The sequence below is a fragment of the Bacillus sp. EU63 genome (assembly GCF_038592915.1).
Taxonomy (GTDB): Bacteria; Bacillota; Bacilli; order Bacillales; family Bacillaceae; genus Bacillus; species Bacillus velezensis.
On the sequence record NZ_CP151944.1, the window covers coordinates 3,192,084 to 3,205,350 of the forward strand.

A 13,267-nucleotide genomic window follows, 5' to 3' on the forward strand; every position below is an offset into this window, starting at 1 on the left:
GCAAATTTGTATTATAACGTCATAATACATATAATAGTACTACTACTTGACAAAGGAGGTCCGTCCCATTGTTAAATAACGGGAGCTCGAAACCTTTATATATTCAGCTGAAACAAATTATCGCGGACGATATCAAGAAGGGCGTTTATTCGCCGTCCGTAAAACTGCCGACTGAAAATGAGCTGTGCGAAACGTACAACGTGAGCCGCATAACGGTCAGGAAGGCCATCCTTGATCTTGTGGAAGAAGGCTGGCTCGTCCGGCAGCAGGGAAAGGGAACGTTCGTTAAAAGCCCTAAACTGAAGCGGGAGCTCATCGCGGTCAACGGCTACTCTGAATTTATGGAATCAACGGGGAAAAAACCGAAACACCAGATCCTTTCTCATGAAATCATTGAAGCGCCTAAATCCATCGCCCAAAAACTTCGCGTCGCTTCCGAAAGTCCCGTTCTTGAATTAAAACGCATTTTATTTCACGACGACCAGCCGCTCTCATTCGAAATCGCCTACTATCCGCTCAGTTTATTTCCCGACATCGGCAAGCATATTAAAGGCGGCGTGTCGATGCATGACATTTTGAAACAGCACTATCAGGTGGTGCCCACCCATAATACGAAGCTGTTAAATGTCGTATACGCCAAGCAGGAAGAAAGCCGCTATCTGGCTTGTGATATCGGGGATGCGCTTTTTGAAATTGACAAAACCGCTTTTATGTCAAAAGACCAGCCGATATACAGCTCGCTGTTTTTAATGCATACCGACCGCGTCACGTTTACCATTAACAGTCCCTATGCGTAACAAGTATAAAAAACGAGACAATGCTTATCGTATTCTCGTTTTTTCACTGCTTTTCCCGCCGCCCGGCCTGTAGGGATGCCCGTAACCGAACGCTCCGAACCCTCCGCATGTTTTGGCAGCCGTCCCGGCGGCCGCAGTAAGCGCTCGCCGAATATCCTGATGCTCGAAGAAATCGGTAAGAAACCCGGCGATAAATGAATCACCCGCGCCCAATGTATCTATTATATCAGCTCTTACCACCGGCTGATGATAGACGCGTTCCCCATCCGATAACACCGCGCCATATTCCCCCCTTGTCAGACAGACGATTTTCGCTCCGAAACCGCGGGCTTTTTCGGCAAGCCGCACACATTCACTTTCACTCAAATCACTCCCGGAAAAAAACGCATACGTCACGTACGGACAGACCGCTTCTAAATAGGCTTCGTCACGTTTTACAGAGAAGTCAAAGGAAATCGGCACATGGCCGCTCAGCATCGGAAGGTCACGTTCTATCCTGCTGTATACGCTCGTATGCAGCAGATCATGTCCGGCGATAAATGAGATGTCATTATCCTGAAAAGCGAGCGTCAGACGCGATTGCACGCCGCCTTTTTTTGATCCGGCAAATATCCTGTCCCCTCTTTCATCAAGCGTGACGACCGCCATCCCGTTTTCTCCGTATGCCCGGCGGATCAGATCGGCATTCACCTTTTCCAGTTTCAGCACATTCAATACGTGATCCGCCGCTTCATCACTGCCGAGAATCCCGATATAAGAAGTTTCGTGGCCTAAGCGCCGGGCAAGCACGGCTACGTTTAACGCATTTCCGCCCGGGTAAAACGTCTCCTGATCCTGATAATAATCTACTACATTATCTCCGGCCGCTATCAGTTTCATCTTTTCATCCTCCTTATCCTTTCACGCTTCCCGCTGCAATGCCGCGGATAAAATATCTCTGCATCAATAAAAACAACGCGATGATCGGAGCAGCAGAAATCGTCAGCCCGGCCAGCAGCACGCCCCAATCCGTCTGCAGGGCATCTCTGAACTGCATCAGCCCGGCCGGAATCGTCCGTAAATTTTCATCATCGATAAAAATAATCGCAAACATAAACTCATTCCATGTATGGTAAGCCGTCAAAATGCCTGATGTCACAAGAATCGGCACGCTCATAGGTAAGAATATTCTGAAAAATATTCCGAAACTTGTACATCCATCCAGATAGGCAGCTTCCTCAAGCTCTTTGGAAATCGACAAAAAATAGGAACGGATCAGAATCACGGTAAACGGAATACGATAGGCGGCGTACGGAAGAATCAATGCCCAATACGTATTGTACAGTCCCAATGACTGGATAATGGAGTACAGCGGCACAAGACTGACCTGCGGCGTCAGCATCAAGCCGCCAAGACAAATGATCAGCACAAACCCTTTTCCTTTAAATTGAAAACGGGCCAGCCCGTATGCCGCCCAGGCGCTCACAAATACGGTGATGAGACAAGTCAGCACGGTCACAATGACGCTGTTCATAAAATAAGCGGAAATCCCTTGGTTCCATGCGGATACGAAGTTTTCGGGATGCCAGACAGAGGGCAGCGACCAGCTGTGCTCAAAAATCTCATCCGAGCTTTTAAAGGCGCTGACCGCCATCCATAACAGCGGATAAGCAACGGCAATGAGGTAGATAAAGAGAAACAGCCACACAGACGTTTCCCCGATATACCATTTTCTCGGTTTTCCGCCTGTTCTGACGGCCTGACGGGCATGACGCAAGTCCGTCTTTTCAGGAAGCATCGGCTACTCCTCCTTTCCGGTCTTAAAGAATTTCATCTGAATAAGCGACAGAGCAAGCGTCAGCAAAAGCACCACCGTCGCGATCGCAGAAGCGTAGCCCATCATATCTTTTGTAAAAGCGCTCTTATACAAAAATGTGCTCAGCACTTCTGAAGCATTGCCCGGCCCTCCGCCGGTCAGAATATACGGTTCATTAAATACGGTAAATGCGCCGGTCAGCGTCATCACCACGGCAACAAACGACATTTCTTTCGTCTGCGGCACCGTAATGTGAAAAAACTGCTGGATTTTTCCGGCTCCGTCCAGCTGCGCCGATTCATATAATTCAGCGGGAATGCTCTGAATCGAGACAATGTACAGCATGGCGATGTAACCGACAGACTGCCATTGAGACACAAAAATGACAGACAGCATAGCGGTGTTTTCATCGCCCAGCCACGCGCGGGTCAGTTCATCAAGTCCGACGGCTTCCAGCAGCTGATTCAAAAGCCCGATTTCCGGGTTATAAATAAAATCAAACAACAGCGCAATGACGGTCATGGAAATGACGACCGGAAGAAAAAAGACCGTGCGGAAAAACGGCGACCATTTTCTTACCAATCTGTCTTCCAGCACGGCCGCCAGAATTAAGCCGCCGCCAACCTGGCAAATCAGCGATATGACCGCATACAGCACATTGTTGCGGAGCGCTGTAAAAAACACGGGATCGTGAAACAGGTCAATATAATTTTTCAAACCGATAAACGTCTTTTCGGGTTGAAATGAGCTCCATTCAAACAGACTGAAAAACACATTCTCAATAATCGGAATGTAAACGAACAGCAGAAAAATCAGCGCGGGCGCGAGAAACAGATACGGAATGAAACGTTTTCGGCTGACCAAGGAAATCCTCATCTCCTTTCTCCAAAGAAATCTGTTCTATTCAGATGACGCTTTGACCTGACGCGCCGCTTTCTGCACGGAATTCATCACCTCGCGCGGTGTCATTGTGCCGCCGAGCATCTGCTGAACGCCTGCCGCATACACATCGGCGATTTCAACGTCAACATCCATATCAAACCACGGCACCATTGATTCGGCGCGGACGATATCCTGCACGGCTTCACGCTGGATCGGGGCGGAATTGTTTTCTGTCGCCGTTCCTTGAACCGCGCTGTATTTACCGACGTCTTTTATCAGCTTCTCTCCCATTTTTTTCGAGGTTAAAAACTGAAGAAATTCCATGGCTTCTTTCGGGTGCTTCGTTTTTGAGGAAATCATAAATCCTTCCGGAGATCCGGTCAGTGCACGGGGAGATCCCTTTTCGCCGCTGATTTTCGGGAAAGGAAACAAGCCCAGATTGACCGGTTCGACGAGCTTAATTTCTGCCGTTTCCGCATAAATCATCGCCGCTTTGCCGCTCGTAAACTGCTGGCGCACGTATTCGTGATCGACGGAGTTCACGTGCTTTGTAAAGTACGGCAGAAGTTCCTGAAGCTTTTCAAGCGCTTTGACATAGCCTTCGTCCGTAAACTCCCCGGTTTCCGGGCTGTAATCTTTCGCCCGCGTTTTTTCATCCACCATACGCTGGTTCAGCGTCCCGATATAATGAGAAATGGTCCAAGGCGCTTTTGTGCCGAAACTGATCGGAATATATCCGTTCTCTTTCAATTTCTCAGAGACTGTGATCAGTTCATCCCATGTCGCCGGGGGCTTCAAATGTAATGAATTAAAAATGTCCTTATTATAAAAGAATGATTTAGCGTCCATTTGCCACGGAACACCGTACTGTTTTCCGTCATGCGTAAAGGGTTTGATTTGTGACTGCACCAGCTGTGAGGACCAATCTTTATCCTGCTGATAGTAAGACGACAGATCGAGGGCTTTGTCTCCTTTGATGAATTTATAAGCAAACCGGTCGCTCCATGAAAAGAAAATATCAGGGGGGCTCGTTGTTCCGAGCATGACTTTCACCTTGTCTTTATAAGAATCGTTTAAGACCGCTTCCGTTTGGATATGAATATCCGGATGAGCGGCTTCAAATTCTTTGACCGCTTCTTCAAAATAGCTTTTTTCCGGCTCCTTCGGCCACCTGTGAAAAAACTTCAGAGTCACTTTTCCGTCAGAGGAACTGCTTTGGCTTGAACAGGCGGCGGCTGACAGACATACGGCTAACAGAACGAACAGGCAGATGAGCTTTTTCAGATGCTTTTCCTCCTTTGTCACCGGACTATAACGTTATATATCATTATAGTCCGGTGAAATATAATGCGCGTTCTTAATATTCGACTTTCCACATGTAACGCCGCTGGCTTAACGGATGGTTCCTTGCTTCCGCCAGCGCATCCGCATAGCTTCTGAGCACCCGGTTTAATACGAGAGGAGCCAGATAGCCTTTTACAGAATCGTCAATTCCGGAAAAATCATATGCTGCCGCATCAAGCACAGTCAGTTTTTTGCCGTATCTTTTTGAGAAGGAAAGCGCCCGCTCTTCAAGGGGTCTTGTTTCGTCTAAGCCGAGCAGGATAATAAATGGAACGGATTCATCAATGATTTCGAACGGTCCGTGAAAATATTCTCCGGCATGAATGGCGTGGGAATGAATCCATTGCATTTCCATGAGAATGCAGATGCTGTAGGAGTAAGCGACGCCGTAGTTCGCACCGCTTGCCATCGTGTAAATGATATCTTCTTTTTCGTGGGCTTTCGCGAATGCCTTTGCGTGATCCGCTTCTTGTTTAAGCGCTTTGTCATATACGGTCTGGAGCTTATTGAGTCCGTCGATCGCCTGTTCAAACGCGGGATGATTTTCCAGCACGTGTAAAGCGCCGAACACGATTTGATACAGAACCCCGTAATTCGTATTTATCGCCTGTGCGTTCTCACCCCAGTCATACACCGCGACATATTCGGCTTCTTTCGCTAACGGCGAATCAGGCTCAAAGGTCATCGCAATCGTAAGCGCGCCTTTTTTTCTGGCGAAACCGGCGGCTTTCACCGTTTCCGGCGTATTGCCTGACTGAGAACATAAAATCACGAGAGAGTTCTCTCCGAGCTGAACGGGATTGCGCTGAATAAATTCATTTGAACTGTAGAGATCAGAGCTGATGGCTTTCGCCTCTCTGTCAAACACGTACTTGCTCGGATACATAATGGCTGAAGAACCCCCGCAAGCGACGAAAAAGACGTGATCAATCGTTTTTCCTTTCAGATCATCCAAGAAAGCCTGAACCTTGTGATTCACTTGTGCGGCAGTTTGACTCAAATCCTTCACTCCTCAGTGTTTTATTATATAACGTTATATAACATTATATAACGTTATATTAATCGTAACAAAGGTGCGTTGTCAATCATATTTTCTGAAATTTCTAAAATATAAAATAAACCCGTCTTATTTCCCGCTCTCTCTTGACCTGACCCTTAGAGACACGTTTAGAATGAAAAACAGGGAGTGATTCAGAATGAATATAAAAGAAGCCGCCAGACAGACGGGTCTCACGAAAAAAGCCATCAAATATTATGAGCAGGAAGGTTTAATCACCGTCAGCAAAAACCCTGATAACGGATACCGTGAGTATTCCGATCAGAACGTGAATACGCTGAAAATGATTGCCGCCCTCCGAATGCTGGCACTGTCTGTAAGCGATATTAAAGCGTTCCTCTTAGAGGGCAGCAGTCTGCATGATATACTGCGCCGGCAGCATCAAAAGCTCAGCCGGCAGATTGAAGAGCTTGAGCAGGAACGGAAACTGACTGAAATGCTGATCAAGCGCGTAGAAGATGCGGAAAATGTCGATTCAATTCTGCATGATATCGGCGAGGTCAAAATAGATGAACCGAAGTATATGGGACTTCAGCTGAAAAAACTGTTCCCGGGGGATTTCGGAGAATTTATCGCCGCGCTGTTTGAACCGTTCCTCGACTTTTCTATTGATACAGATGAGAAAAAAATGATATGGGCGGAGCTTATTAAAGTATTGGATGATATGGAAGAAGTTCCGGCTGCACACCCGATGATGCAGCTGGTCGGCAAGGAGGATCCGGCTCAGCTCCAGCAGCACAAAGTCCAGCATGATCAATTTATCGAGCGGATTTTGGAGAGAGACCCCGCCACTTGGGACACTCATAAAAACATCATCATTCAGCTTGTGAAAAGAGTGCAGACAGATGAAGAATACAGGGAAAGCCTGATCAAGGTCGGAGAATCAGCTTCTGATCTGCCCGCGCTGAAGGAGGGATCGCCTTTCAGCAATCTTCTTCAAAAGCTCAGCCCAAAATATGACACGTACGTGCGACTTCAGCTTGAACTGAAAAAAGAAGCCGACGAGGAACTCGGCTTTGATTCAGAAGCATATTTAAAACAGATGCTTCAATCAAAAAAACGCTAAGGTTCGTTTCCTTAGCGTTTTCTTTCTTCAGCCTCAGTGCTGCGCGTTAATGCGGTCAACGACATTAGCGATGAGCTGCTCTTTTCCTAAGTCGGAATCTTCGTCAACGCTTGCTACTGTCAAAATGATGGCCGCTACCGCAAGAGCGATCGTCTCAATGGCGGCCGCCGCGTTTAAAAATACCCATACAGCCGTTGCGCATTGGCCGATGGCCGTTGATTTTCCTTTGTCCATGCTCTTTTTGTCAAACTCTTCTTTCAGCACTTTCGCCATAATCTGCGAACCTTGATCAATGACGCTGTTCACTTTCTCATAATCGCCGCTGTAGACCGCCGCTTTCAACTCTTTAAAATAATTCGGCGATGACTTTTTAATATCAGCGATCACCTGATCGGAAACTTGCTTCAATTCATCCTGATCAATCTTTTTGACAGCCTTGGTATCCCATACTTCAGGAAGGAGCTTTGCGACCTCACCTTGTCCGAAAAAGATGCCGGAAAAAATGTCTTCACCCGAATAAGAGACGGATGGCTCAGTTTTCGCCGCGGCATGCGGGCCGACTAATGCAACCATTAAAACAAACACCAGCATCATGGCAGCTGCGGACTTCTTGCTTTTAACCATATAATTTCCTCCTTTTCCTTTTATTGAAAAAATTGTATCTGATAAAAAGGGGATTGTAATGGTTCAAAGCTACTGTTTTCTCTGCCGGCACCAAAAACAGGACCAAAATACCAGCCACCGTAATGGAAAACGAGGTAAGCCCCAGCATAACGGCAAAGATTTCGTGCATAAAAATGGATATAAACAATATCAGACGCCAATATGTTTTCGGAGCGAACAAAGCGCAGAACATAATGGTTTGCACAATAAGCGTGCCCCAAGTCGGGATGATGACAAGCTTGGACTGCAGGATAAAGTCAAACAGACCGTGAAGCGCATCCGGCAGACCCAGCATCGGATCGTTCAAATAGTAATAAACGGCAGTTCCGTTCTGCCACTCTTCTTCCATCAGTTTGGCAATGACGGAGTTAAAATACAGCATTGCGACCTGTATTCTGATGATTGTCAGCGTCGCCCAGCACAAGGAGCGGTAATAAGGCTCAAGCGGCCTTTTCTCAAAAGACGCCTCGTACGGAGACCAGTGCCATTTCCGCGGATCGGTTAATGTCAGCGGGAGCAGCAGCAGTGTAAAAACGGCAGCCACCTGATCTCCTCCGTCAAGGGTAACGGCGGAGTTTTGGAAGCTGTACGAAATCCACCAGTGAAAAAAACCGGTGATTCGCGGCCGCCAGCCAATGACGACAAGGATTAACATACAGATACAAACGGCTTTGACGATCTCAATGTAACGGAAATCGGGAAACAGCAGAAACAGGCTGAACGTGTCGGAAAAACCGAGCATTTGATTTTGCGTTTTGAAGAAGACAGACGCCGGATTGAACAGCAATGTCAGCAGCGTGCCGAGCGCGATTAAGCTTCTGGCAAGCCCGTACACATTTGTCCAAGGCGGATTCTTCATCATCCATAAGGTGAGCTGCTTTTTTGCATCCTGAATCAATTGACATCCACTCCGATGTATTTTTTGATGGTTCTTTTCGTTTCGGTATGCTGGCTCCATGCCCACGGGGTAATGCGTTCATATGTAATGATCATTTTCCCTTTCAGCCTTGGGGAGGGGGACTCATTTTTCATTTTCAAAAATGTGGTATCCTTAAAGTCTTGGCCAGCCGCAAAGTCATTCCACTTCTCTTTGGAAGGCAGCTTTTCCAGCATAAGGCCGAGCTCTATCCCTTGCGTCCGCCCGTAGCGGTTTAAACCGATCACATTTTTCAGAGAATTATTCGGCCATCTGAGCTCCTCATCGGCATCAAGAAGATAGATGTTCAAGCTGTCTTCTCTCGGATCTTTACTGAAAAATCCCCAGCTTTGCGGATAAATCATGGAAACGGTTTTGGATTGATGCTTGGTTAATTGGATGGCGGAGCTTGGCAGTGCCGCGATGACGGTAAAAAACAAAACGATGATCCAGGCGGCCATGATAAAAAGAAAGAATGAAAACATGCTGGTTTGCTTCTTGTCAGTCAATTGAAACCCTCCTAGCGTATGGAAATTTCATTGACATGATTATACACCAATCAACAGGTAAAATATTGATAAATTAGATTTTTCGAACTAATATACTATTATATGTAAAAAGGAGTGTTCATATGTTTTTGATGAATGATAAAGTGCTGTGGGGAGCTGTGGTTCTCGCCTTTATTCTGTCGATTGTGTTTTATCCGTTTCTTCCTGCTGATATGGCCATTCACTATGACGTGTCAAACCGTCCGAATACATCAATCAATAAAACGGCCGGCGTCCTGATTTTTCCTGTGCTCATGATGATCTGCATGTTATTCAGAAAAAAGGCCGTCCAGCTATTCCTCGTCGTTTACTGTCTGCTGATCGTGCATATTGCCGTGATGTGGCTGGCACTGTAAACATAAAGAAAACCGGAGCCCTTAAGCTCCGGTTTTTCTTATTTATAAAATACTTTCTCAATGTTGTATTTCGACTGAAGGGTATTGATCGCGTACGTTTCGTAAATCTCCCTTTCCATCGGATCATTTACGACACATACTTCAATTTTATACACTTCGTCCCTGTGATGTTTAACAGGCGACACATTGTCTTCAAAATGCTTTTTGATTCTTTGTCTTAATTTACGGGCTTTCCCGACAAACAGCAGTTCATCATGAATGTTATAAAACATAAATATGCCGCCTTTGTCTCTCGGAATTTGGTGAAAATCAATGAAACCGTAAATCGCTTTAATCGCCGGTTCATTCTCCGACGGTGACTGCTGCCGTTCCGTAATGGTTACATCAGGAGCAGGAAGGTTTATTTTTATCAAATGGGTCACGTCCTCTTATTCATTAAAGCTCCATCCTATCATAAGAATGCGCCAAAAGCTATTTTTTATTCAAGCGCCCCGGCCGGATCATAAAGACTTAAATCAATTTCCGTCTGCTGACCGAGCGCGAGTTTCGCCAGTTCAGCGCCCAGATACGGCCCGCTCGTCAGTCCTGAGGCGCCCAGCCCGTTGGCAACGAGGAGCCCGCTGATATTCGGCACTTTGCCGATGACGGGAAGAAAACCGGGAGTAAACGGCCTGAAACCGACTCTTGTCTCTATTACAGTACTGTCTGAAAGGCCCGGCGCCACGGTTAATGCTTTGTCAAAAATCTCACGGAGGCCGCCGGCCGTCACCCGCAAATCCATGCCGGTATCGTTTTCATGAGTCGCGCCCGCTATGATTCTGCCGCTGTCAAAGGCGAGAATGTATTGATCGTTTGGGGGCATGACGACGGGCCAGCCGCCCGTATCCTCTCCCTGAAGCTCTAAATGAACGATCTGCGCCTTTTGGTATGATACTGAAAAACGGATGCCGAGCGGTTCAAGCAGCTCTCTCGCCCAAGCGCCGGCCGTTACGAGAACCTGGCCGGCAGTAAGCGTGCGTTCTGCGGTTTTCACACCGATGACGGCACCGTCCTCTGTCAATATTGACGCTTCTTCATTGTAAACAGCCGCTCCGTGCTTAACGGCCGCATTTAACAGCGCCTTACGAAGCGCCCTCCCGTTCACCCGGGCCGCGCCGCTGACATGAACTGCCCCGTATTCCTCCGACAGCGCGGGGAACAGCGCCTTCGTTTCTTCCGGAGTCAGTCTTGTAATGTCACCGATTTCAGGGGCATCCTCTCTTCTTTTATAAGCTCTTTCCTCCATTTGGCTGAGCTTTTTTTCATCCGTATGGAGGCTGACGGCTCCGACCTTTTGATAACCGGTTTCTGTTTCTCCGTCAGCTTCAAGCTGCTGTATCAATCGTTCATAATAACGGGCGCCGCCTTTTGCGATCGCATACCATGCCTGATTGCGCCGCTGCGACAGCCACGGGCAAACGATCCCCGCCGCGGCGTCAGTCGCCTGCCCCGGGTGTTTCCGGTCAATGACCGTTACATCCGCCCCGGCCTTTGCGAGATGATAAGCCGCGGACGCACCGAGAATGCCGGCCCCGATAATCATATAAGACTTCATGTGTAACACCTTTTCTATCTGTTTTGTCTTATTTATTTTAACAAATAGAGCGCCCGGTTCCTACCGGAGTCCTGACAGCAATGATGAGTTTCGAAAACGGAAACGTATAATAAAAGGAATACGTTCTTGTCTGAAAGCCGTTTTCCTCAAGAATCTCTCTGTATTGTGATGTATTTTTTATATCTGACACGGCCAATGTGCCGCCAGGCTTCAGCACCCTCACCATTTCTGCAATCGCCCGTTCCCTCTCTTTTCTGCCTGAAATGTTGTGTACGACAAAATGCGAAATGACAAGGTCAAACGTTTTATCAGGAAACGGCATGTCTTGCGCGAGTCCGTCATACAAATCAATTTCCGGCGCTCCTTCTGCCCATCTGTTCTTTTCGAATGCGTCTCTCCCGTTTCCGCCCAGATCCCAGCCTGACCATTTGTCAATCGCTGAGACGTCAGCGCCTTTTTGAGCCGCGGCGATGGCTAGCAGCCCCCGTCCCGTCCCAATATCAAGCACCTTCATGTCCGGCTTTAAACCGGAAAGCGCAAGAATGCGGTGGCGGTGTGAAAGTTTAATGGCCGTTGAATACAAGAGCATCCAAAGTCCGAGCACTAAAAACAAGGCGCCCGTCAGCCAGCCCCAGAAAAGAGGAATCATGCCGCATAACGTGCCTGCGGCATAAAGGATCGCAAGCAGGATAAACCCAAAAGCCCCATAAGGCGCATCAATTCCGTAACGTGTTGTCATACCGTCAAGTCCTTTCAATATTTATCCAACTATTATACCATAATATTCAAAAGCCGAAAGGAGATACGACCATATGAAACGCGGCATTACATTTAACATCCCAAATCAATTCGGACGGTTTGCGGCAGATATATTACAACCGTTCCCGATCTCTCCCTATACGTGGTTTATCGGTGATGGAGAGGCGTATATTGAGTTCAAAGAAGACACCGATACAGACCTGTTTCCGCAAAATCAGCGCATCATTCAGGGTCAAGAACTCCGTCAGCGTCTGGAAGGAAACCCTTATTATATGATTTTTGCTGAATTGAAAGCTTTCCCGGGCGGGATGGTAACGGAAATCAATACGTATGAGGAATATTTGGAGAGTTCCTGTGAGCTTGTGCTTCTCATTGCAGATTGCTCGTATGTAACGTTATATTACAAAGATCCGGTTATGCTCGAAGCCCTTTATCAGCAGGCTGTACAATGCGGGTTTCACCGCGTTGACTATGTTACAGATGAGAATGACGCAAGAACGGGATTGTCTGTCTGGTGAAGGTCGTTCTTTTTATGAAGCGCCGGATAGGGCTTAGGATTCAAAATATTGACAAATTCGTGTGTTTTCAACAAAAAAACAACCCCCTCATGTATACTGAGTGCGTAACTTACATATGAAAGGGGTATGGCAATGAAAATCAGCTTGAAGAAAAAAGCAGGTTTTTGGAAGAAGACGGCGGTTTCATCTCTTATTTTCACCATGTTTTTTACCCTGATGATGAGCGGTACGGTTTTTGCGGCCGGGCTGAATAAGGATCAGAAGCGCCGGGCGGAACAGCTGACCAGCATCTTTGAAAACGGAAAGACGGAAATCCAATACGGATATGTTGAAGCGTTGGATGACGGAAGAGGTTACACTTGCGGGCGGGCCGGCTTTACGACGGCTACCGGAGATGCGCTGGAAGTAGTTGAAGTATACACGAAAGCGGTGCCGAATAACAAATTGAAAAAGTATTTGCCTGAATTGCGGCGTCTTGCGAAGGACGAAAGCGATGACATCAGCAATCTGAAAGGATTCGCTTCTGCCTGGCGCTCACTTGGCAATGATAAAGCCTTCCGCGCTGCCCAAGATAAGGTAAATGACAGCTTGTATTATCAGCCGGCGATGAAACGTTCAGAAAATGCCGGACTGAAAACGGCCTTGGCAAAAGCAGTGATGTACGATACGGTGATTCAGCATGGCGACGGCGATGATCCGGACTCCTTTTATGCCCTGATTAAACGCACGAACAAAAAAATGGGCGGGTCACCGAAAGACGGAACTGATGAAAAGAAATGGCTCAATAAATTCTTGGATGTGCGCTATGACGATCTGATGAATCCGTCAGATGAGGACACTCAGGATGAATGGAGAGAATCGGTTGCCCGTGTCGACGTTTTCCGCGATATTGTCAAAGAGAAGAACTACAATTTAAACGGGCCGATTCATGTCCGGTCAAGCGAATACGGTAATTTCACTATTCAATAAACA

General features: G+C 47.2%; 16 protein-coding genes. 5 read left to right on the top strand and 11 right to left on the bottom strand.

Annotation, left to right across the window (positions count from 1 at the left end):
- Positions 1 to 68: 68 nt before the first annotated feature.
- Positions 69 to 797, top strand: coding sequence for a GntR family transcriptional regulator (locus tag NYE38_RS15960; protein WP_340802043.1), 729 nt, complete (start codon positions 69 to 71; stop codon positions 795 to 797).
- A gap of 24 nt (positions 798 to 821) precedes the next feature.
- Here NYE38_RS15960 and NYE38_RS15965 read toward each other — a convergent pair whose 3' ends face one another.
- The 5 genes from NYE38_RS15965 to NYE38_RS15985 all read right to left on the bottom strand — a co-directional run bounded on the left by NYE38_RS15965 (position 822) and on the right by NYE38_RS15985 (position 5,818).
- Entirely contained in the window at positions 822 to 1,676 is an 855-nt protein-coding gene (locus NYE38_RS15965; RefSeq protein ID WP_340802041.1) for a PfkB family carbohydrate kinase, read from the bottom strand.
- A gap of 13 nt (positions 1,677 to 1,689) precedes the next feature.
- Positions 1,690 to 2,574 (bottom strand): carbohydrate ABC transporter permease, encoded by an 885-nt coding sequence (locus tag NYE38_RS15970; RefSeq protein WP_103526639.1) that lies wholly within the window; start codon positions 2,572 to 2,574, stop codon positions 1,690 to 1,692.
- 3 nt (positions 2,575 to 2,577) lie between these two features.
- The gene (locus NYE38_RS15975) at positions 2,578 to 3,456 is read right to left on the bottom strand and encodes a sugar ABC transporter permease (RefSeq protein WP_023357120.1); all 879 of its coding nucleotides are present in this window, start codon (positions 3,454 to 3,456) and stop codon (positions 2,578 to 2,580) included.
- 36 nt (positions 3,457 to 3,492) lie between these two features.
- Entirely contained in the window at positions 3,493 to 4,758 is a 1,266-nt protein-coding gene (locus NYE38_RS15980) for an extracellular solute-binding protein (RefSeq protein ID WP_043020776.1), read from the bottom strand.
- Positions 4,759 to 4,831: 73 nt separating this feature from the next.
- Positions 4,832 to 5,818 (bottom strand): SIS domain-containing protein, encoded by a 987-nt coding sequence (locus tag NYE38_RS15985; RefSeq protein WP_025285227.1) that lies wholly within the window; start codon positions 5,816 to 5,818, stop codon positions 4,832 to 4,834.
- A gap of 196 nt (positions 5,819 to 6,014) precedes the next feature.
- Here NYE38_RS15985 and NYE38_RS15990 point away from each other — a divergent pair, with 196 nt between their 5' ends.
- On the top strand, positions 6,015 to 6,941 hold the full coding sequence (locus tag NYE38_RS15990) for a MerR family transcriptional regulator (protein WP_327975648.1): 927 nt from the start codon (positions 6,015 to 6,017) through the stop codon (positions 6,939 to 6,941).
- Between the two features lie 33 nt (positions 6,942 to 6,974).
- Here NYE38_RS15990 and NYE38_RS15995 read toward each other — a convergent pair whose 3' ends face one another.
- From NYE38_RS15995 to NYE38_RS16005, 3 genes are read right to left on the bottom strand one after another with little or no spacing between them, the layout of a single operon-like run.
- Positions 6,975 to 7,565: a sporulation delaying protein family toxin gene (locus tag NYE38_RS15995; protein WP_025285229.1), complete on the bottom strand. Its 591-nt coding sequence runs from the start codon at positions 7,563 to 7,565 to the stop codon at positions 6,975 to 6,977.
- Complete coding sequence (locus tag NYE38_RS16000; RefSeq protein WP_022553740.1) at positions 7,558 to 8,502, bottom strand: sporulation-delaying protein SdpB family protein; 945 nt, start codon at positions 8,500 to 8,502, stop codon at positions 7,558 to 7,560. The genes NYE38_RS15995 and NYE38_RS16000 overlap by 8 nt, the downstream gene beginning before the upstream one ends.
- A complete protein-coding gene (locus tag NYE38_RS16005; protein ID WP_137987873.1) occupies positions 8,499 to 9,029 on the bottom strand; it encodes an SdpA family antimicrobial peptide system protein in 531 nt (176 codons plus the stop codon). Before NYE38_RS16005 ends, NYE38_RS16000 begins: the two co-directional genes overlap by 4 nt.
- Before the next feature lie 122 nt (positions 9,030 to 9,151).
- On the opposite strand from NYE38_RS16005, the gene NYE38_RS16010 reads away from it, so the two are divergent.
- Entirely contained in the window at positions 9,152 to 9,424 is a 273-nt protein-coding gene (locus NYE38_RS16010; RefSeq protein WP_014418818.1) for a DUF1648 domain-containing protein, read from the top strand.
- A 38-nt stretch (positions 9,425 to 9,462) separates the two neighbouring features.
- On the opposite strand, the gene NYE38_RS16015 is transcribed toward NYE38_RS16010, so the two are convergent.
- The 3 genes from NYE38_RS16015 to NYE38_RS16025 form a co-directional block, all read right to left on the bottom strand.
- Positions 9,463 to 9,837 carry a nucleotide excision repair endonuclease gene (locus NYE38_RS16015; RefSeq protein ID WP_007410094.1) on the bottom strand — a complete coding sequence of 125 codons (375 nt, stop codon included), beginning with the start codon at positions 9,835 to 9,837 and terminating at the stop codon, positions 9,463 to 9,465.
- Positions 9,838 to 9,902: 65 nt separating this feature from the next.
- Positions 9,903 to 11,018: an FAD-binding oxidoreductase gene (locus NYE38_RS16020; RefSeq protein WP_285001823.1), complete on the bottom strand. Its 1,116-nt coding sequence runs from the start codon at positions 11,016 to 11,018 to the stop codon at positions 9,903 to 9,905.
- Positions 11,019 to 11,055: 37 nt separating this feature from the next.
- Positions 11,056 to 11,757, bottom strand: coding sequence for a class I SAM-dependent methyltransferase (locus tag NYE38_RS16025; protein ID WP_017418967.1), 702 nt, complete (start codon positions 11,755 to 11,757; stop codon positions 11,056 to 11,058).
- Positions 11,758 to 11,830: 73 nt separating this feature from the next.
- Here NYE38_RS16025 and NYE38_RS16030 point away from each other — a divergent pair, with 73 nt between their 5' ends.
- A complete protein-coding gene (locus NYE38_RS16030) occupies positions 11,831 to 12,295 on the top strand; it encodes a DUF2691 family protein (RefSeq protein WP_017418966.1) in 465 nt (154 codons plus the stop codon).
- Between the two features lie 132 nt (positions 12,296 to 12,427).
- Positions 12,428 to 13,264 carry a chitosanase gene (gene csn / locus NYE38_RS16035; RefSeq protein WP_003151879.1) on the top strand — a complete coding sequence of 279 codons (837 nt, stop codon included), beginning with the start codon at positions 12,428 to 12,430 and terminating at the stop codon, positions 13,262 to 13,264.
- The last annotated feature ends 3 nt before the right edge of the window (positions 13,265 to 13,267 follow it).